The sequence below is a fragment of the Psychrobacter sp. NPDC078929 genome, assembly GCF_050267985.1.
Lineage (GTDB): Bacteria > Pseudomonadota > Gammaproteobacteria > Pseudomonadales > Moraxellaceae > Psychrobacter.
Genome location: NZ_JBNNFX010000021.1, coordinates 1 through 26,802 on the forward strand (window position 1 = coordinate 1; position 26,802 = coordinate 26,802).

The following is a 26,802-nucleotide window of genomic DNA, read 5'->3' on the forward strand; positions in this document are numbered from 1 at the left end:
TTGCTCGACCAGTTTCTTGATGTCAGATTGAGTAGTCATTGCTTATTCTCCTGTTAATGGATTATAAGCAGTTACACAGAGTTTGGGAAAGGCTCCTGCTGAGAGCACACTTATACAAACTGCTTTAAAAAGGTTGCTTATACGCTGATTGTCAGCTATTCAAAATAAGTCGCCCCTTTTTATATCTCATCACTTCTGTTCGCTTAAACCCTTTCCATCCTACGCAAAAATGCCCATTCCCCTCGTATCATAGCTACGAATTTAGATGAAGTTGAGTAAGTATCATCTCTAAAGTGTTGCTAGCCTGCCGACCTTTCGCAAAAAGCTCCTAAGATTGTATTAATGGTTCAGTATCTGCTAGAAAAAGTCACCTTTCTTTAACTTTCATAAAAGTACGTAACGCTATAACTCGCTATTATCTACTTATTCAATAAAGCGACTTTCAACTCAGATACCTTTAACCATTAAATAAACACGCTTACTTATAATCAGCCTAAAAGGACCTTACTATGAAAAACTTCAACATGAAAAAAATCGCTATCAGCTCACTATTGGCCGTATCTACTTGCTTTGCTATGATCGGTCCAGCAAATGCTGCCCAACAAGTTGTCGTAGTCAAAGACAAGCATCAAACAAAACAGGCTGTCGTCGTCAAAGCAAAGCCCAAAGCGAAACAAGTGGTCGTGGTTAAAGCGAAACCTAAAGCCAAAAAAGTAATCGTTGTGAAAGACAAACATCCAGCACAAAAAGTGGTCGTTGTGAAATCAAGATAGACCAAGCAAGATTGATACCCTATACAACTTATATAGAACCCGCTATATTAAGCAGGGAACACCACTACCTCATCGCCTTCCTGCCATGACTGAAACTTAGTCATGGCTTGTACAAATAACGGGTGTTCCAACCAATGTTGTAGCCAAAGCTGTAGCTTGGGATAAGGCAAACTATAAAAGACCTCACGATCTACATGGGCAAACTGGCGAACAAACGGCATGATGCCAATATCAGCAACCGTCACGTTATTACCTAGTAGATAGGTATTCTTAGTCAATAACGCTTCTAAATCCTGCAGAAAAATTTCACCTTTTTGTCGATACTCTTTCTGAGACATCTCAGGATGACGATCAGCATATTTGTAGCGATCGAGCCACTGCTTAAACTCATTGTCGTTTTGTGCTATCAGTGCATTAGCCTGAGATACAACGTTTCTATCCAGCAGTCCCTGAGGATCGTTTTGCTCAAGCGACCACATCATGATCTCTGCACTCTCTTCAATCACCGACCCATCTGCAAGCTGTAATACTGGCACCGTAGCTTTTGGACTAATCGCTAGCATTTGCTCTGGCTTGTTCTTTAGTGTGATTTCTCGCAGCTCTACTGGTAACTCGGCAAATAGTAGACCGAGACGAGCACGCATAGCATAGGGACAGCGACGAAAAGAGTACAAGTAAGGCAATGAAGCGTTCATAGATATTTCCATAGTTGAATAGACATTAAACAGTAGGTAAAGAGCAAACAAAGAGAAACCAGTAGACGTAAACCTATCGATATTAATATCCATTAATGAGTTGTTGAATGTTCAGTAGACTTATAATTAGCCATCGTTTCTACCAACGACTGGGGTAGATAAGCATCTTTGAGATGCGCATGCGGATAATGCTGCTCAAGCCACGATTGATAGTTATGGACAGTTAGCGTACCACAATATAATAAATATAAAACCTGTACACCGATGCTACGCGACAGACCCATTACGCAATGGAAATTGATAAGTGTGATGAGGCTATCCTTTACCTGATCATCTTTTACCTGACTATCCTCTACCCAACTCTCATTATTAGCGGTTATCGCTTGTGTCTCTGCCGATTGTATCAACGCATCAATTTGTTTAAATAAATCAATATAGTCTTGGAGCAATACGTCATTTAATGGCTGCAAATCCAACAAAGGCAAATACAAATAATGAACTGTCGTACTCACGCTGCTATTAGCAGCTATTTTAAGATTATGGGTGTGGCTAGATATCTCAGCAGCTAAATCAACAACAATAATCTGATAATGAACTGAGTACGGTAGTTTTTCTGGCACAATCGACCGTTCTAGTAAATCGTAGCCAAACAACCAATAAGTTAAATGACTACTTAGATCCATCTGCATCAATCGAGCTGAAGCAACAACTTTGACCTTGTCATTAATAGCATACGGCGTGAGTGGATACTTTTGACTTTTGGAGAAAACTTTAAAATACCACTGCCCTAAAAGTGACATGCCATTGTAAATAATAATGATTGGCGCAAACTTAATCCGAGTATATACCGTGAGTCGACCGCTACTGCATTTTCGAAACCAACGTATATCCCGTATTGGCTTGTCCTGTTGATAAGCACAAGCCAACATTGTAAAACTGATCAACCAATATGAAGCAATAATAATGGCCAAATCTTCTACAACTTTAGACGCTATCATACTCATATTAGCAAAGTAAAACCCTGTCATCGCTATCAATAAGAATCCTATCACCCCCAGTGTCAGATGTTTAATCACCAGTGCATTACGGATTCGATTTGAGAGTATCATCACCAACACTGCCAATACTACCCCGCCGAACATATCTAACAAATGATGCTGATACGTCAACACTGTCGACAGTGCAATCAATGTACATATGCCAGTCAGCAACAATCGATAAGCCGCTGAACCCCATCTCTTTTTAGACGCTACAACATCCCATAATGATACGCCAAGCAACATGGCATAACTGACATGCAAAGATGGCAACTGATTAAATGGCTTGTCCACTAACTGCAAAAACTGATAGCCAAGCTGCGTCCAATCATCAGGTATCGAACGACTGAATGAGAAACGAGCAGGATAAAAATAGAAAATTAAACAGGCAAAAACGGTCGCCAAAATTAGACGATAGGACAGTAAAGATAACTGTATAGACGTACGTACTAAAAAAAAGCTCACCACAAATAAAACCAACGACCAGCTATAAGGAACAATCATAGCGGGAATGAAAGGAATCATGCTATCAAATGGCGTGGCGAGATTATAAATTTGCGATGGGTAGCGTGTATGTAAAGATACGCTATAAACAGTCGTTAAATTATAAAGCAAATAAAATATCGACAACGCAAGACATAGGTGTTTGAAGCGATTTAAATTTGATGGAGTTTGCAACACCTAGTACCTCGTTTGACTGTTGGATAAAAATTTCAAAAATATAATCATAGTTAAAGTTGTCATAATAGCAACTTATTGTTGGCTAAAAACCGCCCAAACCCATTGGAAATACAGTGAATTTGAACTTATACTTGACTATTTTCCGGACTTAGAAGGATTTGAGAAATGCAGTTTTTGAGGATGATAAGTCAGCAGTTGAGTCGATTTACGGCATTGGTTATTATTTTAGCGGCCGCAGTGACATTTATAGAGCCTGCGACTTTTTCTTGGGTGACAGGTGATACCCAAGTCATCGTTCTGGGTGTCATTATGCTCGCAATGGGTATGACACTAGGTAAAGAAGACTACAAGGTGTTGGCCCAGCGCCCGCTTGATATTTTTATCGGTTCAATTATCCAATATACCATTATGCCGATTTTAGCGATTAGCGTGGCTAGATTGTTTGACTTATCGCCTGGGTTGACACTGGGTCTAGTATTGGTTGGTACTTGTCCAGGTGGTGTGTCTTCAAACATTATGAGCTACCTTGCCAAAGGTGATGTGGCATTTTCGGTAGGTATGACCACCGTATCAACCATCATTGCACCGTTAGTGACGCCACTTTGGCTCAATTATTTGGTTGGTCAGTCTGTAGAAATGGATGGCTGGGGTATGTTCCGCTTTATGCTATTAGTGACATTGTTGCCAGTCGCTATCGGCTCTATGTTAAACATACTATTTCAAAACAAACACTGGTTTAATGATGTACGTGCAGTGATGCCAGGCGTGGCTGTATTAGCTTTCGCCGCTATCGTCGGTGGCGTTGCCGCTGTATTTGGTGATCAGTTCTTGCAGTCAGGGCTAGTCGTTATCTTGGCCATTGCAGTACACAATATCGTCGGCTACATATTGGGCTACTACTCAGGTACCTTATTTGGTATGAGTAAACCTAAAAAACGCACCATATCTATTGAGGTTGGTGTACAAAACGCAGGGTTGGCCACGGGCTTAAGCACGAAATTTTTCCCTGGTAATGCAGAGTCCGCCATCGCCGCCGCCGTTGCTTGTATTTGGCACTCTGTTTCTGGCTCTATATTGGCCAATATCTTCGCTTGGTGGGATAAACGTCAAGAAGCGAAAAATCCTACCGTCATCGAGACTGAAGAGACCATGGAGCTTGGTAAACCAATCAGAAATCATTAGTACTAATAAAGATAATACTGAACTAGGTGATATTGAACCAGTTAGTAAAGTTAAAACGCTATGAGTTAAAATACTATGCTAGATCATTGTTTCTAGCATAGTATTTTCTAATAAAGCACCTCTTAATACAGAGTCTTTCAACATAGAGACTTTTAACATAGTGTTTTCTAATAAAGCACCTTCAAATATAGAGCTCTCCAACATAGTATTTTTAGCATAGCACTATCGATAATTTGCATGAACCGCTAGCCTCTCTTCTAGGTTCTCACTTAACGTAGTCTACCGCAACTCATTTCCAAAACGTTTACGCACCTGACGCAAGTACAAAGTTGGCGCAATACGCCACAGTAAACTGCCAAAGCGTGAGAGAGAGTCCGGCAATATCCAACGTTTGCGCCGCTGTAAACCTTGATCGATCTGTTCGGCCATCCACTCAGCACTACGCATATTACCGATCATTGAGCGTGGATGTTTTGCGATACTGCCATCACGGCCGAGCGCGTGGTTCTCGATAGGTGTATCAAGAAAGCTGGGATAGACCATGAGGATATGTATACCTTCAGATTCTAGCTCCAAGCGCAATACTTCAAAGAACTGGGTCAGCGCCCCTTTTGCCGCACAATATGCTGCCCGCCCTGGAACTGGCATCCAGCCAGCCATTGAGCCAATACAGATAATTTGACCTTTAGATTCTCTTAGCATCGGTAGCGCAGCCATGGTCAGCTCTACTGCCCCCTGCCAATCTACTGACATGACTTTGCGGAACACTGCAGGGTCAGTCTGATGTGCTGGTGATCGATGGGTAATCCCAGCATTATTCACCAATAGATCAAGACGGCCAAAGCGTTCGCGAACTTGCTCAATGAGGCTAGCAATATCATCAATTTGAGTAATATCAGTGACGACTATCATAACTCTAGCAGAATCCTCTAACTCACGAGCGCGTGCAGTCAGCGCTTGCTCATCTATATCAGCGAGTACTAAGTGATGCCCAGCGTCATACCAGTGCCGTGCCATCGCCCAACCAAGTCCCGATGCAGCACCAGTGATTAAAGTAACATTTATTGATGACATTGATGGCATCGATGATTATCTCCCTATCAAGGTTTACGCAATCCATTACATTCGATGAAGTACTCAAAGGTTTCAGCAGACGTTTTTGCTAAAGAGTAACCAAATTCTTCTTTGAGTCGCCTGTTACTCAATACTGGGCGATAACGCAAAAAATTAACCTGCTCTGGTCCTGTTGGCTTACCAGCCCACTTTGCCACTTGTAAACCAGCTTTAACCAAACCCACTGGTAGGGTCAATAGCGGTTTGTTGAGTCGGTTTGCGATATCCCTCATCGTCAGTGCGCCATCGCCTGCCATGTTATAGATGCCAGCTTTGTCCTCGCGAATACCCATTCCCATAGCGCCGACCACGTCTTGATCCCAAATAAACACAAAAGGCGACTCACTGCCTTTGAGCGCAAACACGCGCGGTGCCATAAACAGACTGGTAATTTGATTGCGCGTATCAGCGCCTAGTACTGTGCCAGGTCGAAAAATCAGCTGCCGTAATTGTGGATGCTGCTCGCGGAATTCTGCAAGCATTTCCTCGACTTGTCTTTTGTGATCCGAGTAGGCAAACTCAGGATTACCGCGTAGGGCATCTTGCTCATCAATCCATTCAGGATTGTCAGCATGATAGCCGTAGGCAGCACCCGAACTGGTGAGCGTTATATGTGCAATATTTGCTTTGATGCAGCAATCGAGTACGTTGCGCGTGCCATTGACATCGATATTATAGTCACGAGCACGATCTTTTGACGCTTGTAAGATAGAGGCGAGATGCACGACATGGGTGATATCCTCTTCTTTTAGTAACGCTGCCAAACTCTCATCACGCACATCTAATACGTGAATTGGAAAGTCTAGGTCATCGCGCTTGCGAATATCTGTGCCGACGACATGATAATGAGCAGCCAGACGATTGCCCAACTGATGGCCGATGTAACCTGCGGCACCAGTGATTAATATACGTTTATTCACTATGCTTTTATTGATTATGCTTTTATTCATAGGGAATCCGTGCCCAAATTTGTGAAAGTGTCAGTCCTGACACCAAATGCCATACGCCCCAGAATGCCGTAATCAGCATCATGCCACCTGCCTCTGGGAAAAAAGTAAATAAAATAACCAGTCCTAGCCCTGAGTTTTGTATTCCTACTTCTAAAGTCACCGCGCGCCGATCCGCGACTGGCAACTTGAGCATCAGCCCCATGCCATAACCTAACGAAAGCGCCAATAAGTTATGACCAACGACCAGCCAAAAAAAGCTATGAAAACGCTCTAAAAATAGCGCAAAATTGCTAGAAAAAGCGATTGCCACAAAAGCCATCAGCACAAGCAGCGAGAAAATACGTAGCGGTTTTTGGATACGCACGACCAGATCTGGCAAGCGTCGCCCCGTTACCATACCCAGCACTAGAGGTAACGCTAACACTAATAGAACCAGTATCAGAATACTACTAGGCTCAATCGTTATCTTTGTCAGATACTCACGCGTGTGTGGGTTAAGCCAACCATAAAATGCAAAATTGACTGGTGTTAATATAGCCGCAGCGAGACTGGATACCGCAGTCATACTGACTGACACCGCAACATTACCGCGTGCCAGCCAAGTCATAATATTGGAAAAACTACCACCTGGGCAAGACGCGACCAAAATCATTCCTAGCGCCAACTCAGGATCGATATTCAACGCCCATGTAAACAGACACGTGGCTAAGGGCAATAGGAAGAATTGAGCAAAAAGGCCTGCTATCGGCGCAATGGGAGACAAAACGATACGCTTAAAATCTTCGAGGCGTAAGCTCAATGACACGCCGAACATCATCAGCGCCAAGATGAGATTAAGCAGAATCAAGCTTCGTGGCTCAAACGCCACTGCCGCTATCATATCTCTGATGCCAATACAGGCTGTTCTGTTTCGAGCTCAGCGATATGCTTGGACAGCGTTTCTAAGTATTCATCTTTGTTCACGTAATATGCCATACGCGCAAGCTTAATATAATCATAACCACCATCAAGTGTCTTGCCAGCACGCTTGCGTTTCACTTTATTGAACTGTTTAACGGCTGCTGTATGTTGCTGACGGTGCTGAATATATAGTGCAACGAGCCGCGCTTGTTGATTTCGACCCTCCCAGCCCAACCCTGCTGCCTCAACCATACCCATCATAAATAAATTATCATGCTCAGGATGAAAGACATTCATATAAAGCTGCGGCGCGTCATGATTGGCAGGCCAATTAAGCTGAGCTCGGTCAATAAATGGATAATCTAGTAAATACCCAGTCGCCATAAGAATCAAATCATAATCCTGACTTTCACCATCACTAAAGGTCACCGTATGACCATCGATGCGGCGAATATCACGGCGCGCCTTAATATCGCCATGACCCAAATGATGTAATACCAATGAATTGACCACAGGGTGTGATTCGTACATGCGATAGTTTGGGTTTGGCAGTCCATAATCAGAAGGTTTTCCGATGACCATACGAATCATCGCCGCATCCATGCGCTGTTTAACTGGACGCGGTAATTTTAGTTTTCCGCCTAATGTGTCAATCGGCTGACCCTTGATAAATTTGGGCAGAAAGTAGTAGCCGCGGCGCAGACTGATATCTACCGACTTGGCATGATGTACCGCATCAACGGCAATATCAGCACCCGAATTGCCACAGCCAATGATCAATACATGTTTGTCATTAAACGCTGATGGGCTACGATATTCAGAAGAATGCATCAACGTGCCTGCAAACGTACCCGGCAAACTTGGGATATTGGGGGTGTGCAAAGTACCATTTGCCATGAGCACACCATCAAACAGTCGCGATTGCTTTTGGCCATTGCACTCACTGACTAAGCGCCAGCCGTCGCCTTCAGGCACCATGCTGACCACGCGCGTGGAGAATTCATAATGTGATTTTAGATTGAACGTATCTGAAAAATCGCGGAAGTACTGACGGAGCTGGGTATGATGAGGATACGCCGCAACTGAGTCACTCATAGGAAACTCTTTGAACTCCGTCATACGCTTGGACGAAATCAAATGGGCACTTTCATACATGGTACTGTGTGGATTGTCGATATCCCATAGCCCTCCTACATCTGTATGTAGCTCAAAGCCGATAAAAGGAATATTGAGTTTTTGTAAATTTCGGGCTGCAGCGAGACCCATTGGACCTGCTCCAATTACTGCGTACATAAGCGCCACCTTAAAAATCCATTTCAATTATATAAATCAGTCAATTCCGTTTGACTGCACCTCTGGTGGGCGATACCAGCGTACTCCTTGCCCCTGATAAAACAATAGCATACATTGATACATGAACTGGCTCAAATGAATAAATTGTCCATACAGACTACTTATAATAGGTAAACCCATCCTCTGCTTTATACTTCTTTTTTGCTCTCTCTATACAGCCCACCCTACTCCCAAATATAAGACTATAGTCCTATTTATAAAGGATGCTATTAGCACCTTATCAAGCAACAGCCGTACTTTACCAAACCTAGTATATTTAAAATTGACTCAGTAATTCATTGTAATAGAAATGATTATCATTATAATAACGATTTAAATTACATGCTGGAAATATTCATGCAACTGTCTCGCTTATCTGCTGCTTTGTTCCGTCTTAATTCTCTGAATGTGTTTAGCTATTCTCTACGATTAGCGTCCATACCCTCACGTTTGCTATCAACGAAATCGCTACCTCTAAAATCACTATGTTCAGTCATCATACTAACCACAAGTCACTCGGCATGGGCGCTAGTAGATGATGCAGATGCTCAAACCACCCCTAATGTGGTACTGGACACTATCGTCGTGACCAGTAGTGCTGATGCGTCAGCAGATGGGCTACCTAGCGCATATGAAGGTGGACAGGTAGCGACAGGCAGCCGCGTCGGACTTTTGGGCAATCAAGACATCATGGACACGCCGTTCTCTACCACCTCATATACCAATGAATATATCACCAATCAACAAGCACATAGTGTGGGCGATCTACTCAAAAAAGATCCTACTGTTCGTGTGGCAAGAGGTTTCGGTAACTTTCAAGAAGCATATTTTATGCGTGGGTTTGTGACCACCTCAGATGACACGATGTTCAATGGTCTATACGGCATCTTACCAAGACAGTATATTGCAACTGAATTGTTCGAGCGCGTCGAAGTACAGCGCGGTGCCTCAGCGATGCTAAATGGCGCGGCACCGAGTGGTGGTAACGCAGGCGGTACTATCAACCTGTTACCCAAACGAGCGGATAATGAGCCACTACGTCAGCTAACGCTTGGTTATGGTCAAGGCGACCAAGGTAAGGTCGCAGTAGATGTCAGTGATCGCTTTGGTAACGATGATGCTATTGGTGTTCGTTTTAATGCTGCTTATCAAGATGGTGACAGCGCTATCGACGATGAGTCGTCGACCTTGGGTTTGGCTGCCCTTGGTTTAGACTATAGAGGAGATCAATATCGTCTATCAGCCGATTTGGGCTGGCAAGACAATAAACTATCAGAGACTCGTCCTAGTGTGACGCTTGCTGGCGTCTCTGATGTACCAAAAGCACCAGACGGCTCAAAAAACTGGGCGCAACCTTGGAGTTATTCAAACGAAGAAGATGTCTTTGGTACGATTCGCGGAGAATATGATTTTAATGACAACATCACTGGTTATAGTGCCTACGGTATCAGACATGGTGATGAGGACAACTCGTTAGCCAACCTTACAGTATCTGACGCAGATGGCACTGGCTCAACCTACCGCTTTGACAATGTTCGAGAAGATAAAGTACAAAGTGCTGAGCTTGGTCTGCGTGGTCAATGGCAAACAGGTAAGATTGATCACAACTGGGTATTAGCCGCCGATCTTTATGATCAAGAAGAAAAAGGCGCTTACGCTTTTGACTTTGGTAACCAACTCGCGACCAATTTGTACCGCCCGACAGATTATGACAATGCTTGGTCAGATACCGCTTTCTTTGGCGGACGTTTTGATGATCCTAAGCGAACGAGTGAAACTCAACTACAGAGTTTTGCGCTCGCAGACACGTTCTCACTGTTTGATGACAAGCTAAAAACTACAGTAGGCGTACGTCATCAAAATATCAAAACAACCAGCTATGACTACAATACCCAAGCCAAAACAGCTAGCTATGATGAAAGCGCATGGACACCAAGCGTCGGTGTCGTTTACCAGCCAACGATGGACTGGTCTGTATATGGCAACTATATTGAAAGTCTTGCCAAAGGTGCCGCTGCTCCATTGGTTGATAATTCTGGCAATGCCATAACCAATGCAGGACAAAACCTAGACCCCTATGTAAGCAAACAAACTGAGCTGGGTGTGAAATACGACAATGGCGCAATCGGTAGTAGTTTTGCCATATTCCATACTGATGAACCGCGTGCTTATATCAACAACTCAAATACGTTTACTGCTGCTGGAGAAAATCGCCATCAAGGTGCTGAGCTAACTGTCTTTGGTAGTCCAAGCGAAAACATGCGCCTCAATGCTGGTGTTACCTATTTAAGTGCTAAGCAAAAAGATACTGGTGATAGTGCATTAGATGGCAATCGAGTGATTGGTGTGCCTACCTTACAGAGCAATGTCAACCTAGAGTATGATTTGGCCGCCGTTGAAGGATTAACTTTAACGGGCGATATTATCCATACAGGTGCGCGTTATGCTGATGCCGCCAATACCTTAAAAGTTGATGGCTATACTACCCTAGATTTGGGTGCTCGCTATCGCACTATGCTGGCAGGACAAGACGTTACTCTAAAAGGTATGGTGACCAATGTCACAGGTGAAGACTACTGGCAATCTGTAGGTGGATTACCAGGCTATGGCTATCTAAATGCGGGTGAGCCAACGGCCTTAAAAGTATCGGCAACGTTCGATTTTTAAGCTTTATTAGTAGGCTTTATTAGCTTCCATAAAAGGGGTTAGGCGCGACCTAATCCCTTTCTGCTATCAAAAATTTATTTTATTACTGAGTTACTATGTCTTCTCGTACCACAGCGTCTTCTCATACCACAGCGTCTTCTCGTACGACTGCTTCTTTATATCATATGATTTGGGCGAATTATCGTCTGCCTTTTCTCAAAGTCATTCTGCTAAACCTGGTCAATGCCGCTGTCAGTGTCGGTATTATTGCCTATATCAATCATACCTTTATCAGTCAGCCAGTATTTGATACTTTATCTTGGCTCAGCTTGGGGCAGTTTTCCCTGCTGGTGTTGTTACTGCTAGTGACGACATTTTTATCGCAATATGCTTTGACTCGATTGGGACATCGATTTGTCTATGAGCTTAGAACCAAATTGGTCAAACAAATCATCGATACTACCGTTCCTCAGATAGACCATTTGGGTAGCGCACGCTTACTTGCCAGCTTATCCTCAGACATTCAATCGATTACCGTTGCTTTTGTCCGTATGCCAGAACTGGTACAAGGTATTATTTTATCTGTTGGCGTTGGGCTATATCTGGGTTGGTTGTCGTTGCCCTTATTGTTTATTGTGATGTTTTGGATTGTGATGACGATTTGGATAAGTACCATATTGGTCAAGCATGTCTATACGCATTTGACCGAGTTGAGAGAGATTAATGACGCGTTATATCAGGACTATCAATCGATAATAGAAGGTCGTAAAGAGCTGGCACTTAACCAACACCGAGCAGAAAAACTGTATACAGATGATTTTTTGGCTCATGCCAAATCGTACGAGAAGACCGTAACCAAATCTGATACTTTTCATTTATCAGCGGTGAACTGGTCCAATATTATGATGTTCGCATCGATTGGTATCGTGTTTGCAGTGGCCAATTATCTCGATATTCCGATGGGAGTTGCTACTACTTTTTCTTTGACGATTTTGTTTATGCAGTCGCCGCTCCTACATGCGGTTGGCGCTTACCCAACATTGCAGACCGCTCAAGTTGCACTAGAAAAGATACAGTCTTTAGAATTGGCCGAGCATCAGCTAAGCTTTGCGACAGATACTGTTGCACAGGACTGGCAGTCCATAACTCTGAATAATATCAATTATCGCTATGTAGGCAGTAGTCATAATAGTAATGCACCAGACACAGCAGTTAATAATAATGGTCAAAATAGCGATAACAGTGCTAACAGTGATAGCAATCAAAACCCTACCAATAACATCTTAAAGTCCGTCAATTTAACCTTGCAACGAGGTGACGTGGTTTTCTTAATCGGTGCGAATGGTAGCGGTAAATCCACTCTTGCCAAAATCATTACTGGTATCTTTACCCCTACTACAGGAACGGTACAAGTCGATGGACAAAGCGTTAATTCAGAGAACAATGCCGATTTTAGACAGCTGTTTTCTGCGATTTTTAGCGACCAGCATTTATTTAAACAGCTGATTGGAGTTCAAGGCCATGAGCCTGATGCGGACCTAGTGTCTGACTGGCTGCATAAGCTCAATCTACAAGAAAAAGTAAGCGTGTCTGACCATAAGCTCTCTACAGATAAACTGTCGCAAGGTCAGAGAAAACGCTTGGCCATGCTAATCGCCGTCGCCGAACAAAAGGATATATTACTGCTCGATGAGTGGGCAGCCGACCAAGACCCTGCTTTTCGTCGCGTGTTTTACCAAACGCTCATCCCTGAGCTAAAAGCCATGGGTAAGACATTGTTTATCATCAGTCATGATGACGGTTATTTTGAGCATGCTGATCGATTATTACTGATGAAAGAAGGCCGTCTCATTGAGCTAAATGCTGAAGAGCGACAGCGTGCTAGCAAAGATGCCATTGCTATGCTCAAGTAAGCAATGCTTTAACTACTAGCATGAACCGAGCTATTTCAAGCCCATAAAACGTTTGATCAACTTTAAGCTAAGTAGCAGTTAATCTGAGCATTTTTTAAGCAAAAAAAGGAGCGCCTTACGATAAGGCGCTCTTTTACTATATAAGGAATAACAGTATTCTGCTATTCGCTTATTTTAATAACTTCTGTAAAAACCCAACTCGAGAAATCACCAAGAAGTCTAATAGCGCGATAGCCACAATCGCAATAATAGCGGTCGGGAATATGATAGCCACAATTAATAAAGGAATAGCAAGCGGCCACCAGACGGAAACATTTAAGCCGCGAGCTGGTGGGTTTAATCCTACGTTATCACTCGCCTGACGAGGGCGACGCTGCCACCACATGATATAGCCACTGACACAAATAGCGATTACTGCTAGGCAAAACAGCACATTAGCCAGTACGCTCCACCATCCGAGCGTACCCATATGCAGCGCGATACCAGCCGCCATGAATTTACCAAACGCATTATAGTCGTCAAAATGAATATCAGCTAAGACATTACCCGAATAACGATCAATATGTACCGTACGATCTGCTATCGGACTTTTCATATCATAGCTCATTGAATCTTGGCTAATGGTCCAAACGCCTGTACTACCTTGTGGCAAGTTCAATTGATAACGCCCTTCAAAGCCGATTTCACGAGCGTAGCGATCCACCGTATCAATCATAATGGGTATGTTGGCGGCGATACCATCTTTACCCATAGTCGTGCCTGACACAGGCATTGGCGTCAGCTCAAGTACCCAAGGAACTTCTTTGGTGTCGCTTGAGTTTAGAGCACTGCCATGTGTGGGTGCATCAGTATGCGCCTCAGACGCTGCCGCACCATGTACATGCGGCGCTGGTGTAGACTCTTGCATAGCAGCGTGTTGACTGTGGTCAATCGATACGGGAACAGGCGCAACACCCCACTTACCTGCAGGAAACTGGCTCCATGCCTGCACCACTCTCTCACCCCATACACCTGCCCATGCCATGCCCGATATGCAGAAAAACAGTAGCAGCACAGATATCCAACTGCCCAATGTCGCATGAGTCGTACGGATAAAAGAGCGTTTTTTCTTATTGGTTACGCTCTCATTAGGTATCAGCATAGCTTTGACTGATTTACGTTTTTGCCACCACAGATACCAACCAGACAAAATCATTAAAATAGTCAATGATGCCGCCGTTTCTAACAAGTAATCACCAACTTTACCAATCAGCAAATCACTGTGAATATCGTTAAACGTACTATAAAGACCGCTACTGGTAGGCACACTTTGGACGATATCAGCCGTATAAGGGTTGACTGCCACCATATTGCTTTGGTCGTCTGATTTTATCTGAAATAAAGCCACCGTATCGGTATCACGAGGGGCGATATATTTAATCAGCGTGCTATCAGGCAAGGTGCTCAGCGCGTTCTTTGCTTGAGTAGAGACAGGTGCTTGAACCGTAGACTCTGGCACGACAACCGTTAAGCGGTCGTTGTCACGTCCTACTGTGTTGGACATAAACAGCATACCGAGCGCCGTTATCGCCAAAACAACTAAAAAAGGAGCAACAAAAATACCTGCATAAAAATGCCAGCGCCACACTGTGAAATAGCGTTGGTTGTTGGTGGGTTGGTTGGAGGGTGTGTCCATAAATGTGACCTTAAACAATCTTTGGTTGCTCAATAAACAACGTAAACCTATCGATAATAATGGTATATCTGCTTGCAAGACTAATCTTAAAAGGTCTCGCAAAGAACTAGGATAACGCCGATACAGCGATGTAAAAAATCTACTGTAAATAATTGTATTCAGAATGCTGCTGCATAATACGAGAAAAATCTGAGAAAAACCATCGTTTAAAATACATCGTTCAAAACAGTAAGTCTGCATGACTCTATTCGTAATACTGCTTCATTTGCAACACTGCGTCTCTACCTTTTTAAGTTCTGAAAATACTTCTCAAAACTGTCTCGTTGTAATTTTTTAATGATAATAATTATCATTAGTGTTATTATTAGCGTCGTTGCAAATTTGCTTTAACTGTCACAAATAATATTCAATCATTTTAGTCCAAGAGGAAATCTGATGCGGTCTCATCTAACCAATAACGTCATTCGCAAAAAATATCTCACCACAGCAGTACAAGTTGGCCTGATCATGGGTATGAGCCACGCCGCTTACGCTGTAGAGACGACAAACAATACTGAAAATGATGAGGCTGCTACACCCTCAGCCACCTTAGATGCTATTACCGTTTACTCAGATGGCTATCGTAGTACTGGCACCAAAACTGCATTGGATCCAAACGATGCGCCAATGAGTTATACCAGAATCGATCAAGACCTGTTACAAAAGCGTCAGGCAGATAGCGTCAATGCTGCATTACGTTATGAACCAGGTGTAAGCGCTGAGAGCCGCGGTACAGTCTCTATCTTTGACGAATACAACATTCGCGGATTTAAGACCTATTCAAACTTTTATGACGGTCTAAGATTGCCTTATGATGGTACATATAACCTGATGCCCCAAGTAGATATCTATGCAACTGAAGCGGTCGAGGTAGTGAAAGGTTCGGCATCTTCATTGTATGGTTATGCAGCACCTGGCGGTATGGTCAATCAAATCGCCAAAGCACCTAAAAGCACTCAAGAAAACGAAATCCAGCTACGCTTTGGTACTCAAAACCTAAAAGAAGTGGCTATCGATAGCACGGGGCCTATCACCGACACTTTGGATTATCGATTTGTGGCGCTAAAACGCCAAAAAGATGGTCAAATGCAAACTACGGAAGAAGAGCGTCTATTGATAAATCCATCGCTTAAATGGCAAGCGACTGATGATGTCTCGGTACTTGCTAACCTCTTTTATCAAGACGATCCCGACATGGTACCCTCTACCCCATTACCTGCTGTCGGTACTGTCTATAATGCCAGCTATGGCAAATTGGGTAGCGATGCTTATGCAGGCGATAAATGGAATAAATTTAGCAAAGAAGTATTTATGCCAAGCGTCACCGTAAACTGGGACATCAATGATAAGTTAACGTTTAAACATATCACGCGCTATACCGATGCCGAAGCGCAGCAGCGCAATATGTATAACAATGAAGGATTTGTAGAGGGTAGTGATACGATTCTAGACCGTATAGCTTACACAACAGATGAAAGCATGAAAAACTGGACCACAGACAACCAGCTGGCCTATAAGTTTGATACCGCCAATACCTCACATAACCTACTGTTTGGTATTGAGTATCAAGAGACAGACAGCACCGCAACTTATTATGACGCTGGCGCAGATGGCACACCAAACCTTGACTTATCGAATCCAGATTTTTCACAAATCAGCACCGATATTCTACCATTAGATACCTTTAGTCGATACGATGATATCGAACAAAGCCAGCTTGGACTCTATGTGCAAGATGAAATGACGTGGCAAGACTGGACAGTGGTGGCAGGCTTACGACATGATAAATTCAAAAGTATCCTTGATCGAACCGATACATCGAAAGGTGTAATCCCTAGCGAAAAAATGATCGACAATGACGCGTCAGAAACCAGTGGACGTCTTGCTGCTATTTATAACTTTGATAATGGTCTATCACCGTTTTTGAGCTATTCGCAGTCATTTCAGCCAGTGGTCGGTAGTAACTTTATTACCAATGAACCATTTGAACCGACCACTGCCGATCAATTAGAAGCTGGTATCAAATATCTGTCTCCAGACCGTGCGACCAAAGGAACGTTTGCGGTATTTGATATTGCCCAAAAAAATGTCGTTGTGTCAGATTACGTCAAATATACAGATCAAACACAAACTGGTGAAATTGAGTCAAAAGGCTTTGAGATATCAGGTAGCCGTATGCTCAACGATTGGGTAGATCTCTCGGCAAGCTATAGCTACACCGATGCTGAGATCACAGAAGAAGAAATTAATCCTGAAGTGGTCGGCAACACTCCTGCCCAAACTGCTAAACACAAAGCCACGCTATGGGCAGACTACTATGCTACGGACAAACTCACTCTCAATGCTGGCATTCGCTATGAAGATGGCATGCAAATTGATAAACAAAACACAGATGAGCTACCAAGTGTGACCTTGGTTGATATTGGTGGCAGTTATCAGATCAACCCTATGCTCGCTGTCGGTGCTAGTATCAATAACCTCTTTGATAAGACTTATGTTAGTTCTTGCTATGACATTAACAACTGCTGGATGGGACCTGAGCGTCAAATGACAGTCAGTCTAAAAGCCAACTTTTAATCAAATTTATCCGTAGCGGGTTGGTTCTATTAGTAAGCCAACTCGTTGTTAGAAGGAAAGCACAATATGGCAAAACCTACTCCAAGAGTACTAGAAGTTATTGGCACTAGATACATTACGCCAAATATGTACCGTGTCACGCTTGGCGGTGCTGGCATGGTTGATTTTCCTATCGATCAAGAAAGTGCTTATATCAAACTGATATTCCCTCAAGATGCAGGTAGCCGCCCACTGATGCGTACTTATACAGTGAGCGTGCAACGTGATGACGCAATAGATGTTGATTTTGCTTTACATGAGACGGAAGGACCTGCATCGGCATGGGCACGAAATGCGCAAGTCGGCGATCAAATTTTAATAGGTGGTCCAGGGCCAAAAAAACTCATTAACAATGAAGCAGATTGGTTTTTATTAGTCGGCGATATGACCGCGCTACCAGCGATTACGGTCAACTTAGCCCAGTTGCCTACTGAGGCTCGTGGTTACGCAGTACTTGAAGTGACGACTGAGGCAGATCGTCAGACGCTCAAAAAACCAGAGAACGTCGAGATACATTGGGTGATTAATGCGCATCCAAATGCAGACGATAGCCCCTTACTGGACTGTGTTAAATCTTTGAGCTGGCTTGATGGTCAACCTGCCGTTTGGGCTGTGTGTGAGTTCCATAGTATGCGTGCATTGCGCCAGTACTTCAAAGTTGAGCGCGCAATACCAAAGACGCATTTATATGTTTCTAGCTACTGGAAAGTCGATAGCACAGAGGATCAGCATAAAATCGTCAAAAGTCAGGATGCGCAAACGGAAGATCAGTAATTACGTATTTCGAAACAAAAAAGGAGGAGCTAAGATTAGCCCCTCCTTTTTTATCAATCATCACTTATCATACTTCGACCACCTTACCCTCTTCTACTCTACTAATCGTCAGCCCCGTAAACCCGAATAGCAGTGTCAACAGTAACGACAAATAACAGAAGAACGCATAAGGCAGATAATCTAATACCGGTACCCCTAACGCCTGACTGATAAACACCCCGCACACACTCCAAGGTACCAGCGGATTAATCACTGTTCCTGCATCCTCAATCGTCCGCGACAGATTCTTTGGATGTAAATGTAGACGCTCAAACGTCGAACGAAAGGCCGTACCTGATAATAGAATACTCAAATACTGCTCACCGATTAGCACGTTAATGCTTAGTGCCGACATCGCTGCAGCGAATATCGCTCGTCCAGATGTCGTCAATGTATCTTTAATACCAGACAGCAATGCTGGCAAAATCCCTAGTGCCGTTAGTAACCCGCCTAGACTCAGTGCCAGTATCACAATCGCCTGTGTAAAAAACATACTCTGCACACCGCCGCGTGACAGCATGCCGCCCACCTCACCCAGCTCTAATGATTCAGCAGGAGCATACCCTCCAAACAGATAACCACCCAATTGACCAAAGCTTGGTGAACTGTGTACATAAGTAATAATCAATGCCGCGGCAATCGTACAGATAATCGTATAAATCGCATTGACCCGAAACAGGGCTAGCCCAACCAATATCACAAATGGCAGTACCGAATACCCATGTACCAAACCACTGTCTATCAATTGTCCTTGCAATATGGTCACTTGACTCAGATCAGCGCTAGTCGTCTGTCCTGAAAACATCCAAAACAAGATCACCGTCAGTATCCACGCAGGGACTGTCGTATACATCATATTGCGAATATGCTCAAACAGATCGATACCCACTACAGAGGACGCAATCGTACAAGTATCAGACAAGGGCGACATCTTATCACCAAAGAACGCCCCTGACACCACAGCCCCCGCTGCTATCGCCACATTGGCATCAAAGGCGTTACTCATACCAATAAACGCCACGCCAAGCGTTGCTGCAGTCGTCAAACTACTACCCAAAGCAATACCGATAATAGAGGTCAAAATAAAGGCAGAAATATAATAGTATTCAGGTGAGATCAGCTGAAAGCCTACATACATCAGTGTAGGTATTGCTCCTGACATCATCAGAGCCGCCACCATCAGTCCAATAAAGAAGAACAAATAGATGGCACCAATACCACGCATGACACCTGAGGCCATTTGCGCTTGCATGTCATCAAAGCTGAGTCCTTTGTACATACCGATAGCCAGTAGCACACAGATGGCGAGGATAAGAGACAGATGAGGCACCCAGCCAAAGCCGATCATGGTGATACCCATGATACCGATGACGATGGTGGATATGATAAAGGCGAGCTTGGTACTGATTAATGTGAGGGGTTTTGGTGGCATGACACATCCTTAAAATGCCAGCTCAGGCTGGCATTAGAGTGGGTTTGAATTTGGGAGCGTTAGTTTTATAGCGTTAGAAAACGGGTTTGCTAGCGAATAACCGAATGACTTATGCGTTACTTATTAAGTAAGTCATCGGTCTTAGCTGCCATGACAAAATCATTGCGATGCAACCCTTTAATACTATGCGACCACCAAGTGACCGTAGCCTTGCCCCACTCTACCAATATACCCGGATGATGTCCTTCTGCTTCAGCGATTTCTGCCAGTTGATTGGCAAATGCCATTGCTGAGACGAAACTTTTAAATTTATACTGACGCTGCAATTGCTGAATGCCATCTATTTCGATCAATGACCAATCAGGAATTTGCGGTAATAGTTCTCGTGCTTCGGCTTCATCAACTTTCGGTGCGCCAATGCGGCAAGCTTCGCAGCTGTTTTGTGATAGTGCTGTCATAATAAAATCCTTTTATAATGGCTGTTTTCGATGTCAGTTTTTAATGGTTGTTTTGATAGCTACTTTCTAATACTCGTACGTTCATGTTGATATAGCTTTGCTGCTATCTCAATATTCCGCACTGAAGTGTTTGTTTTCATGTTTAATTTTGAATTGACGTCTTTAACGAGTTTTTTCTGGATAGGTCGGCTCAAATAGTCCAAGCGACATAGCTTTTTTGACCGCACCCATGATGTCACTATTGACGATATCAAATAAGGTATCTAATTCATCAATGGCATAGTAGATCGGCTGTATCTGATCAATACGATAAGGCGTACGCAATACATCGAGCAAATCAAACGCTCGGTGCTCAGGTTGAGACTGAGGTTGAGATTGTGGCTTATTTTGAGCGATTGAAAGCTCTTGCGGCGTCCGATCAAGTGCGTAGATCGTTTCAGAAGGTGAGCTTAATATACCGCCGCCGTAAATTCTACGATTTTCTACGCGACTGCCGACCAATCCAAACTCAATAGTGAACCAATACAGTCGTGCTAAAAACCAGCGCTCCTCTTTCGTTGCACTCAAACCAAGCTTACCATACGTCTCATTAAAGGCTGCAAACGCAGGATGGGTCAATAGCGGACAATGCCCAACGATTTCATGAAAGATATCAGGCTCTTCAATATAGTCCATATCATCGAATCGACGAATAAACGTCGCCACAGGAAAGGACTTATTGGCCAGTAGTTTGAAAAATTTACCAAAGCTGATTAATGCAGGCACAGCGGCGGTCTGCCAACCTGTGGTCGCTTGTAATACCTCGTCAATATCTCGTAGCTGAGGAATACGTGTGGTCGGTAGGTTTAACTTAGTTAAACCCTCTAAATATGCAGTACACGCACGATTGGGCGTTTGTTCCGCTTGACGTGCCAGCAGCGCTTGCCACATCGCATGCTCATCATCACTATAGTGAATATGACCATGACTATCGGGTTGGTGTGAGATATACGGTTGTTTTTTATTTGTCGCATTAGAATGACTGGACGCATCGTTGCTTTGCTTATTAGTCGCAACGCTATTGGTACCGATGGCAGTATTAAGAGAATCTATCTGTGATAGGCGTTCCATGCCTGTATTCCTTTTATCGCAATGAGAGCATTACCTTTGCTGTCGTGCTTGTAGGTAATACTCCTATTAAGGACAACACAAACTCCTTTTGTCTTGTCCATTGATTAAATATGGTCTAAGCGTTAGATAATATTATAGGGTTTCAGTCTCTGGCTGACCGACTGTACCGCGACGTACTTGGTCGCGCTCTATCGACTCAAACAACGCTTTAAAGTTACCTTCACCAAAGCCATCGGCATAATCACCTTTACGCTGAATGAACTCAAAGAATACTGGGCTACCCAAAATAGTTTCAGAAAAAATCTGTAGTAGCAGACGCGGTGCACCGCCTTCTGTCGTACCGTCTAACAAGATACCGCGCGTTTGCAAGTCAGCGACATTTTCACCATGGTTCGGTAAGCGCTCGCTCAGCATTTCATAGTAAGCAGCATTTGGTGCGGTCATAAGCGGAATACCAGCCGCTTTTAGCTTATCGATACTGGCAAACAAGTCATCACTGGATAGCGCAATGTGCTGAATACCTTCGCCATTGAAATGCATTAGGTACTCTTCGATTTGACCACCGCCCTGTTTGGCTTCTTCATTCAGTGGAATACGGATTTTTCCATCGGGTGCGGTCATGGCTTTACTGGTTAGTCCCGTGTACTCACCTTTGATATCAAAGTAACGAATCTCGCGGAAATTAAAGATACGCTCATAGAATTTTGCCCAGTACGCCATGCGTCCACGATAGACGTTATGCGTTAAATGGTCGATAACTTTGAAACCATAGCCGACAGGGTTTCTGTCGATATCTGCAAAGAACTCAAAGTCGACATCATAGATAGATTCGCCGTCTTTATAACGGTCAATCAAATAGATTAGTGAGCCGCCAATACCTTTGATAGCAGGCAATCTAAGCTCCATCACCCCAGTTGGCACGTCTACTGGCTGCGCACCCATTTCTACCGCACGCTCATACGCTTTTTTGGCATCTTTTACCCGAAAGCCCATGCTACAAGCACCAGCGCCATGCTCTTCAACGAAGTAACTGGCTTGGCTTTTTGGCTCGCGGTTTAGGATAAGGTTGATATCACCTTGGCGATATAGCGCAACATCTTTTGAACGATGATTGGCGACATGAGCAAAACCAAGCTGCTTAAACAATGCGTCGACTGCATCAGGCTGCGGAGAAGCAAACTCGACAAAATCAAATCCATTTAGTCCCATTGGGTTGTCAAATAAATCTGCCATTGCAATTATCCTTAATTTCAATTGGTAATAGAAAATCGATGAGTAGTAAAAGTCGATCAATAGTAAAAATCTATAAAACGATTAATAATCAATCTTTATTGTTGACGTTGTATTTATATTAGATTAGCTTTATTTATAAGACTAATTGTTTTTTATGATTTATTTATCAGGTTTACTTATGAATATCAGCATTCGCCAATTGACCGCATTTATCAAAGTCGCTGACAACGGCAGCTTTACTCGTGCCAGCGAACAGATGTATTTGACTCAATCTGCTGTTAGTGGATTGATTAAGGAATTAGAGACTGGCCTCGGTATCGTGCTGTTTGATCGCACCACTCGCCAGTTATCTTTGTCAGCAGTAGGACGGCATCTACTACCGCAAGCGCGGCGCATATTGAATGAAATGCAGCTGTTTGAAAATGAAGCAAGTAGCTTGACCAGCTTGGCCCAAGGTCAGGTGCGCTTGGCGGTATCACAGTTTGCAGCGTCTTCCCTACCTGCCGTCATTGCCCAGTTTGCCAAAGAATATCCAAATATTGGCGTCTCACTATTGGACTGCTCAGCCGAGAATTTGCTCAAGCATATTCAAGATATCGAAGTCGATTTAGGGGTTGGTACCGAACTTGGCTTTATAGAAACTGAAGATGACATCGGGGCCGACCTGTTGTACCAGCTACCATTTTGCGTGGTTATGCCAAACAATCATGCACTGGCACAAAGAGACGAAATTACTTGGCAAGATTTATTAGAGACACCGCTAATTACCTTACAAGGTCCGTTCCTAGATCAAGTAACCGCAGAGCTCGACGACTCTATCTCCGCTCATGTTCAACAAGCTCGATACAAGGTGAACTTTATGTCCACCGCGCTTGAGATGACACGCCAAGGCTTTGGTATCACTCTCTGTCTGCCCTATATGCCTGAAGTTATTGATTGGGTCAGCGCCAATGGACTGCTGATGCGACCACTCACTCAACCAGTCAAAATGCGGCAATTTTTTATTTATCAACGTGCTTCACGGGCGCTCTCTCCGGCGACAATTGCTTTTAAGCAGTTTTTGCAAACGTATTTTGCGACCCATTATAACGACCTACATCACTCTGACTCATCGTCTAGCGAATGACGTATAGCCCCTCAAATGCCTTTGATAAGCAGATAAATAACTTATTTGGGTATTTATTTTACTAATTGCACCAGATAACCCACTCTCATGTTGAGTTAATCATCAATTTGCTCTATGATTTTCGGCTGCTCGGTTTATATTTTTATAAGGAAATGGCATGTTTGAACGTATCGATTATTACGCTGGTGATCCAATCTTAGGTCTTATGGAAAAATACTCAGCAGATAGCAATCCTAACAAGGTCAATTTAGGTATTGGTATTTATTATGATGAGAGTGGCGTATTGCCTGTACTCGACTGTGTAAAAACAGCCGAAGAGCGTATTGCTGATCCTATCGCACCGCGTCCATACCTGCCAATGGCAGGCCTACCAGGCCACCGTAAAGGCTGTCAGGAATTACTGTTTGGTAAAGACGCTCAGATTTTAAAAGACGGCTTAGTTGCCACTATCGCTACAATCGGTGGTTCTGGCGCGTTGAAAGTCGGTGCTGAATTTATTCATGACTGGTTCCCACAAGCTAAGTGCTATGTGAGCGATCCAACATGGGGCAACCATATTGCTATCTTTGAAGGCTCTGATGTAGAAGTCGGTAAATACCCGTACTACGACAAAGCCAACAGCAGCATCAAATTTGATGAAATGATTGCGTTTTTTGAAACATTAAACAAAAATGACGTCATTTTGCTACACCCATGCTGCCATAACCCAACCGGTATGGATTTGACCCAAGCGCAATGGGATACCGTACTCAACGTCGTGAAGGCGCGTGAGCTGATTCCATTCATGGACATCGCTTATCAAGGGTTTGGCGAAGACATGGACAGCGACGCTTACGCTATTCGTAAAGCGGTTGAGATGGGCTTGCCATTGTTTGTTAGCAACTCATTCTCTAAAAACTTATCGCTATACGGCGAGCGCGTCGGCGGCCTATCAGTCGTCTGCCCAACCGTAGACGAAACCGAGCGCGTATTCGGTCAGCTAAACGCAACCGTACGCCGTATCTACTCAAGCCCGCCGTCACATGGTGGACGTGTGGTCGATATCGTCATGAACGATGAAGCGCTACATGAGCAGTGGGTTGGCGAAGTTTATGCGATGCGCGACCGTATCAAAGCCATGCGCCTAAAGCTAAAGTCAGTGTTAGAAGCCAAAATCACTAACCGTAACTTCGACTACATCACTCGTCAAAACGGTATGTTTAGCTTTACTGGTCTCACGCCTGAGCAAGTCGAACGCCTACAGACCGAGTTTGGTATCTATATGGTTTCTAACTCACGTATGTGTGTGGCTGGCCTAAATACCAGCAACATCGACTATGTGGCCAATGCCATGGCAGACGTCTTAAAAGACTGATTAAACCACGTAAGCCATGTTACTCAATATGTAACTTGATAAAAAATAAACGCGGATAAGAAAGGCTGAGCGATTGCTCGGCCTTTTTTTGTGCTTAGCATTTAACCAAAATTATTTCGTCAAAACTATTTTATTAAAATCATCTAGTCAGAACCGTTTAGTCAAAACAACGACAACCACTTTTCAAAGCAGCCTTTTCACAAAAGACATTGCACAAAAAACTTGCAATCCATATATCAATAAATTACATTATACGTAAGTAATTAATTATAACGTAATTCATAATGTATATTAGCAAGGAGCAAATCATGTCAACGACTGACAGCACCCTCACCTCTTTTATCGATATCGCTGCTGACTCTGACTTTTCTATTCACAACCTTCCTTATGGCATCTTTAGCGAGACCAAAGACGCTGCTGGTGATAGCAAGCGCCGTGCAGGCGTTGCCATCGGTGAGCATGTACTGGATCTATCTGTACTCGAAGCCGAAGGATTATTAAGTTTGAACGGTGGTCCGTATTTTGACCAGTCCACTCTAAATGCTTTTATTGATTCTGGTCGAGACAATTGGACGCAAGCACGTACGACGATTCAGACACTGCTGTCTAGCGACAATGACACCCTACGTGACAATGCAGACTTACAGAAAAAGGCGCTAGTCAAGCAAGCAGACGTCACCATGCATTTGCCAGTGCAAGTACCGGGCTTTACCGATTTTTACTCATCGAAAGAACATGCGACCAACGTCGGCACCATGTTCCGCGATCCAAACAACGCCCTATTGCCTAACTGGACCGAAATGCCTGTCGGCTATAACGGACGCGCCAGCACCGTCATCGTCAGTGGAACGGATATCGTGCGTCCATCCGGTCAGCTAAAGCCTAGCCCTGACGACCGCCCTATCTTCTCTGCCTGTAAGCGCTTGGATTTTGAGCTAGAGACCGCATTTGTCGTTGGTAAAGGTAATCATATCGGTCAGCCAATCGCCGTAGATGATGCTGCTGATCATATTTTTGGCATGGTGTTGCTCAATGACTGGTCAGCCCGAGATATCCAAAAATGGGAATACGTGCCATTAGGTCCATTTAATGCCAAGACCTTTGCCTCCGAGGTGTCTCCTTGGATTGTCACTATGGATGCATTGGCTCCGTTTAAAACAGCTTGCCCAACTCAAGAACCCAAGCCGCTTGCTTATTTAAATGAAAAATCGAGCGACAACAGCTTTGACATCAATCTATCGGTTGAATTACTACCTAAAAATGCGGAAACAGCGACCATCATTTGTGAGACCAACTTCAAATACATGTATTGGTCAATGGCACAGCAGCTTACCCACCACACCATCACTGGTTGCAAAGTTGAAGTCGGTGACATGATGGGCTCAGGTACGATTTCAGGCCCAACACCTGACTCTTATGGCTCAATGCTAGAGATTGCTTGGAACGCTACCAAACCAGTCACGCTTGAAGGCGGTGAGACGCGCAGCTTCATCGAAGATGGTGACACGGTCATCATGAAAGGCTATAGCGAAAAAGACGGCATCCGTGTTGGCTTTGGTGAAGTACGCGGCAAGGTATTACCAGCACTGAGCTTTGATTTTGATAAATAGTATTTAAGAAATAACATAGACAGAGAAATAGCAAAATAGGCGTGAAAATTCTCATGCAGGCGGATAGGAAAACAAACGCATTCACCTACTCATAGTTATGTGAATAAAGCCAAA

General features: G+C 43.8%; 20 protein-coding genes. 9 read left to right on the plus strand and 11 right to left on the minus strand.

What is annotated here, in order from left to right:
- The first annotated feature begins 509 nt into the window (after positions 1 to 509).
- Complete coding sequence (locus ACQKCG_RS11245; protein ID WP_404693823.1) at positions 510 to 773, plus strand: hypothetical protein; 264 nt, start codon at positions 510 to 512, stop codon at positions 771 to 773.
- A 47-nt stretch (positions 774 to 820) separates the two neighbouring features.
- Here the strand turns inward: ACQKCG_RS11245 and ACQKCG_RS11250 are convergent, their stop codons facing one another.
- Together ACQKCG_RS11250 and ACQKCG_RS11255 are read right to left on the minus strand one after the other, a co-directional pair.
- The gene (locus ACQKCG_RS11250; RefSeq protein ID WP_404693824.1) at positions 821 to 1,468 is read right to left on the minus strand and encodes a glutathione S-transferase; all 648 of its coding nucleotides are present in this window, start codon (positions 1,466 to 1,468) and stop codon (positions 821 to 823) included.
- A 92-nt stretch (positions 1,469 to 1,560) separates the two neighbouring features.
- The gene (locus tag ACQKCG_RS11255; protein ID WP_427550778.1) at positions 1,561 to 3,030 is read right to left on the minus strand and encodes a phosphatase PAP2 family protein; all 1,470 of its coding nucleotides are present in this window, start codon (positions 3,028 to 3,030) and stop codon (positions 1,561 to 1,563) included.
- Between the two features lie 321 nt (positions 3,031 to 3,351).
- Here ACQKCG_RS11255 and ACQKCG_RS11260 point away from each other — a divergent pair, with 321 nt between their 5' ends.
- Entirely contained in the window at positions 3,352 to 4,368 is a 1,017-nt protein-coding gene (locus ACQKCG_RS11260; RefSeq protein WP_404692248.1) for a bile acid:sodium symporter family protein, read from the plus strand.
- 279 nt (positions 4,369 to 4,647) lie between these two features.
- Here the strand turns inward: ACQKCG_RS11260 and ACQKCG_RS11265 are convergent, their stop codons facing one another.
- The 4 genes from ACQKCG_RS11265 to ACQKCG_RS11280 are packed head-to-tail and all read right to left on the minus strand — an operon-like array spanning position 4,648 to position 8,624.
- Positions 4,648 to 5,442: an SDR family oxidoreductase gene (locus ACQKCG_RS11265; protein ID WP_404692249.1), complete on the minus strand. Its 795-nt coding sequence runs from the start codon at positions 5,440 to 5,442 to the stop codon at positions 4,648 to 4,650.
- A gap of 26 nt (positions 5,443 to 5,468) precedes the next feature.
- Positions 5,469 to 6,431 carry an SDR family oxidoreductase gene (locus ACQKCG_RS11270; RefSeq protein ID WP_427585399.1) on the minus strand — a complete coding sequence of 321 codons (963 nt, stop codon included), beginning with the start codon at positions 6,429 to 6,431 and terminating at the stop codon, positions 5,469 to 5,471.
- Positions 6,424 to 7,311 carry a bile acid:sodium symporter family protein gene (locus ACQKCG_RS11275; RefSeq protein ID WP_379544243.1) on the minus strand — a complete coding sequence of 296 codons (888 nt, stop codon included), beginning with the start codon at positions 7,309 to 7,311 and terminating at the stop codon, positions 6,424 to 6,426. The genes ACQKCG_RS11270 and ACQKCG_RS11275 overlap by 8 nt, the downstream gene beginning before the upstream one ends.
- Positions 7,308 to 8,624 carry a flavin-containing monooxygenase gene (locus ACQKCG_RS11280; protein ID WP_404692251.1) on the minus strand — a complete coding sequence of 439 codons (1,317 nt, stop codon included), beginning with the start codon at positions 8,622 to 8,624 and terminating at the stop codon, positions 7,308 to 7,310. Before ACQKCG_RS11280 ends, ACQKCG_RS11275 begins: the two co-directional genes overlap by 4 nt.
- 396 nt (positions 8,625 to 9,020) lie before the next feature.
- On the opposite strand from ACQKCG_RS11280, the gene ACQKCG_RS11285 reads away from it, so the two are divergent.
- Both ACQKCG_RS11285 and ACQKCG_RS11290 read left to right on the plus strand, forming a co-directional pair.
- Positions 9,021 to 11,330 (plus strand): TonB-dependent receptor, encoded by a 2,310-nt coding sequence (locus ACQKCG_RS11285; protein ID WP_404692252.1) that lies wholly within the window; start codon positions 9,021 to 9,023, stop codon positions 11,328 to 11,330.
- 164 nt (positions 11,331 to 11,494) lie between these two features.
- A complete protein-coding gene (locus ACQKCG_RS11290; protein WP_404692588.1) occupies positions 11,495 to 13,222 on the plus strand; it encodes a multidrug ABC transporter permease/ATP-binding protein in 1,728 nt (575 codons plus the stop codon).
- Between the two features lie 169 nt (positions 13,223 to 13,391).
- On the opposite strand, the gene ACQKCG_RS11295 is transcribed toward ACQKCG_RS11290, so the two are convergent.
- Positions 13,392 to 14,897 (minus strand): PepSY-associated TM helix domain-containing protein, encoded by a 1,506-nt coding sequence (locus ACQKCG_RS11295; protein ID WP_404692253.1) that lies wholly within the window; start codon positions 14,895 to 14,897, stop codon positions 13,392 to 13,394.
- A 435-nt stretch (positions 14,898 to 15,332) separates the two neighbouring features.
- Here ACQKCG_RS11295 and ACQKCG_RS11300 point away from each other — a divergent pair, with 435 nt between their 5' ends.
- Together ACQKCG_RS11300 and ACQKCG_RS11305 are read left to right on the plus strand one after the other, a co-directional pair.
- Positions 15,333 to 17,513, plus strand: a complete 2,181-nt coding sequence (locus ACQKCG_RS11300) for a TonB-dependent siderophore receptor (RefSeq protein WP_371547313.1) — start codon at positions 15,333 to 15,335, stop codon at positions 17,511 to 17,513.
- Between the two features lie 66 nt (positions 17,514 to 17,579).
- Entirely contained in the window at positions 17,580 to 18,326 is a 747-nt protein-coding gene (locus ACQKCG_RS11305; protein ID WP_427585400.1) for a siderophore-interacting protein, read from the plus strand.
- A gap of 67 nt (positions 18,327 to 18,393) precedes the next feature.
- Here the strand turns inward: ACQKCG_RS11305 and ACQKCG_RS11310 are convergent, their stop codons facing one another.
- The 4 genes from ACQKCG_RS11310 to hppD form a co-directional block, all read right to left on the minus strand.
- Entirely contained in the window at positions 18,394 to 19,797 is a 1,404-nt protein-coding gene (locus tag ACQKCG_RS11310; protein WP_371547319.1) for a Na+/H+ antiporter NhaC family protein, read from the minus strand.
- Positions 19,798 to 19,913: 116 nt separating this feature from the next.
- On the minus strand, positions 19,914 to 20,255 hold the full coding sequence (locus ACQKCG_RS11315) for a 4a-hydroxytetrahydrobiopterin dehydratase (protein ID WP_371547322.1): 342 nt from the start codon (positions 20,253 to 20,255) through the stop codon (positions 19,914 to 19,916).
- Positions 20,256 to 20,417: 162 nt separating this feature from the next.
- Positions 20,418 to 21,365 (minus strand): phenylalanine 4-monooxygenase, encoded by a 948-nt coding sequence (gene phhA, locus ACQKCG_RS11320; protein ID WP_427585401.1) that lies wholly within the window; start codon positions 21,363 to 21,365, stop codon positions 20,418 to 20,420.
- A gap of 132 nt (positions 21,366 to 21,497) precedes the next feature.
- Positions 21,498 to 22,598 carry a 4-hydroxyphenylpyruvate dioxygenase gene (gene hppD, locus ACQKCG_RS11325; RefSeq protein ID WP_179797175.1) on the minus strand — a complete coding sequence of 367 codons (1,101 nt, stop codon included), beginning with the start codon at positions 22,596 to 22,598 and terminating at the stop codon, positions 21,498 to 21,500.
- A gap of 178 nt (positions 22,599 to 22,776) precedes the next feature.
- Between hppD and ACQKCG_RS11330 the strand changes: the two genes are divergently transcribed.
- The 3 genes from ACQKCG_RS11330 (at position 22,777) to fahA (ending at position 26,688) form a co-directional block, all read left to right on the plus strand.
- Entirely contained in the window at positions 22,777 to 23,724 is a 948-nt protein-coding gene (locus ACQKCG_RS11330) for a LysR family transcriptional regulator (protein ID WP_201571665.1), read from the plus strand.
- Between the two features lie 157 nt (positions 23,725 to 23,881).
- Complete coding sequence (locus tag ACQKCG_RS11335) at positions 23,882 to 25,078, plus strand: aromatic amino acid transaminase (protein WP_427585402.1); 1,197 nt, start codon at positions 23,882 to 23,884, stop codon at positions 25,076 to 25,078.
- A 308-nt stretch (positions 25,079 to 25,386) separates the two neighbouring features.
- A complete protein-coding gene (gene fahA / locus ACQKCG_RS11340; RefSeq protein WP_427585403.1) occupies positions 25,387 to 26,688 on the plus strand; it encodes a fumarylacetoacetase in 1,302 nt (433 codons plus the stop codon).
- The last annotated feature ends 114 nt before the right edge of the window (positions 26,689 to 26,802 follow it).

Excerpts from the sequence above, each read along its gene's own strand:
- ACQKCG_RS11245 (WP_404693823.1), top strand. The coding sequence starts at position 510 with ATGAAAAACTTCAACATGAAAAAAATCGCTATCAGCTCACTATTGGCC.
- ACQKCG_RS11250 (WP_404693824.1), bottom strand. The coding sequence starts at position 1,468 with ATGAACGCTTCATTGCCTTACTTGTACTCTTTTCGTCGCTGTCCCTAT.
- ACQKCG_RS11255 (WP_427550778.1), bottom strand. The coding sequence starts at position 3,030 with ATGATTCCTTTCATTCCCGCTATGATTGTTCCTTATAGCTGGTCGTTG.
- ACQKCG_RS11260 (WP_404692248.1), top strand. The coding sequence starts at position 3,352 with ATGCAGTTTTTGAGGATGATAAGTCAGCAGTTGAGTCGATTTACGGCA.
- ACQKCG_RS11265 (WP_404692249.1), bottom strand. The coding sequence starts at position 5,442 with ATGTCATCAATAAATGTTACTTTAATCACTGGTGCTGCATCGGGACTT.
- ACQKCG_RS11270 (WP_427585399.1), bottom strand. The coding sequence starts at position 6,431 with ATGAATAAAAGCATAATCAATAAAAGCATAGTGAATAAACGTATATTA.
- ACQKCG_RS11275 (WP_379544243.1), bottom strand. The coding sequence starts at position 7,311 with ATGATAGCGGCAGTGGCGTTTGAGCCACGAAGCTTGATTCTGCTTAAT.
- ACQKCG_RS11280 (WP_404692251.1), bottom strand. The coding sequence starts at position 8,624 with ATGTACGCAGTAATTGGAGCAGGTCCAATGGGTCTCGCTGCAGCCCGA.
- ACQKCG_RS11285 (WP_404692252.1), top strand. The coding sequence starts at position 9,021 with ATGCAACTGTCTCGCTTATCTGCTGCTTTGTTCCGTCTTAATTCTCTG.
- ACQKCG_RS11290 (WP_404692588.1), top strand. The coding sequence starts at position 11,495 with ATGATTTGGGCGAATTATCGTCTGCCTTTTCTCAAAGTCATTCTGCTA.
- ACQKCG_RS11295 (WP_404692253.1), bottom strand. The coding sequence starts at position 14,897 with ATGGACACACCCTCCAACCAACCCACCAACAACCAACGCTATTTCACA.
- ACQKCG_RS11300 (WP_371547313.1), top strand. The coding sequence starts at position 15,333 with ATGCGGTCTCATCTAACCAATAACGTCATTCGCAAAAAATATCTCACC.
- ACQKCG_RS11305 (WP_427585400.1), top strand. The coding sequence starts at position 17,580 with ATGGCAAAACCTACTCCAAGAGTACTAGAAGTTATTGGCACTAGATAC.
- ACQKCG_RS11310 (WP_371547319.1), bottom strand. The coding sequence starts at position 19,797 with ATGCCACCAAAACCCCTCACATTAATCAGTACCAAGCTCGCCTTTATC.
- ACQKCG_RS11315 (WP_371547322.1), bottom strand. The coding sequence starts at position 20,255 with ATGACAGCACTATCACAAAACAGCTGCGAAGCTTGCCGCATTGGCGCA.
- phhA (WP_427585401.1), bottom strand. The coding sequence starts at position 21,365 with ATGGAACGCCTATCACAGATAGATTCTCTTAATACTGCCATCGGTACC.
- hppD (WP_179797175.1), bottom strand. The coding sequence starts at position 22,598 with ATGGCAGATTTATTTGACAACCCAATGGGACTAAATGGATTTGATTTT.
- ACQKCG_RS11330 (WP_201571665.1), top strand. The coding sequence starts at position 22,777 with ATGAATATCAGCATTCGCCAATTGACCGCATTTATCAAAGTCGCTGAC.
- ACQKCG_RS11335 (WP_427585402.1), top strand. The coding sequence starts at position 23,882 with ATGTTTGAACGTATCGATTATTACGCTGGTGATCCAATCTTAGGTCTT.
- fahA (WP_427585403.1), top strand. The coding sequence starts at position 25,387 with ATGTCAACGACTGACAGCACCCTCACCTCTTTTATCGATATCGCTGCT.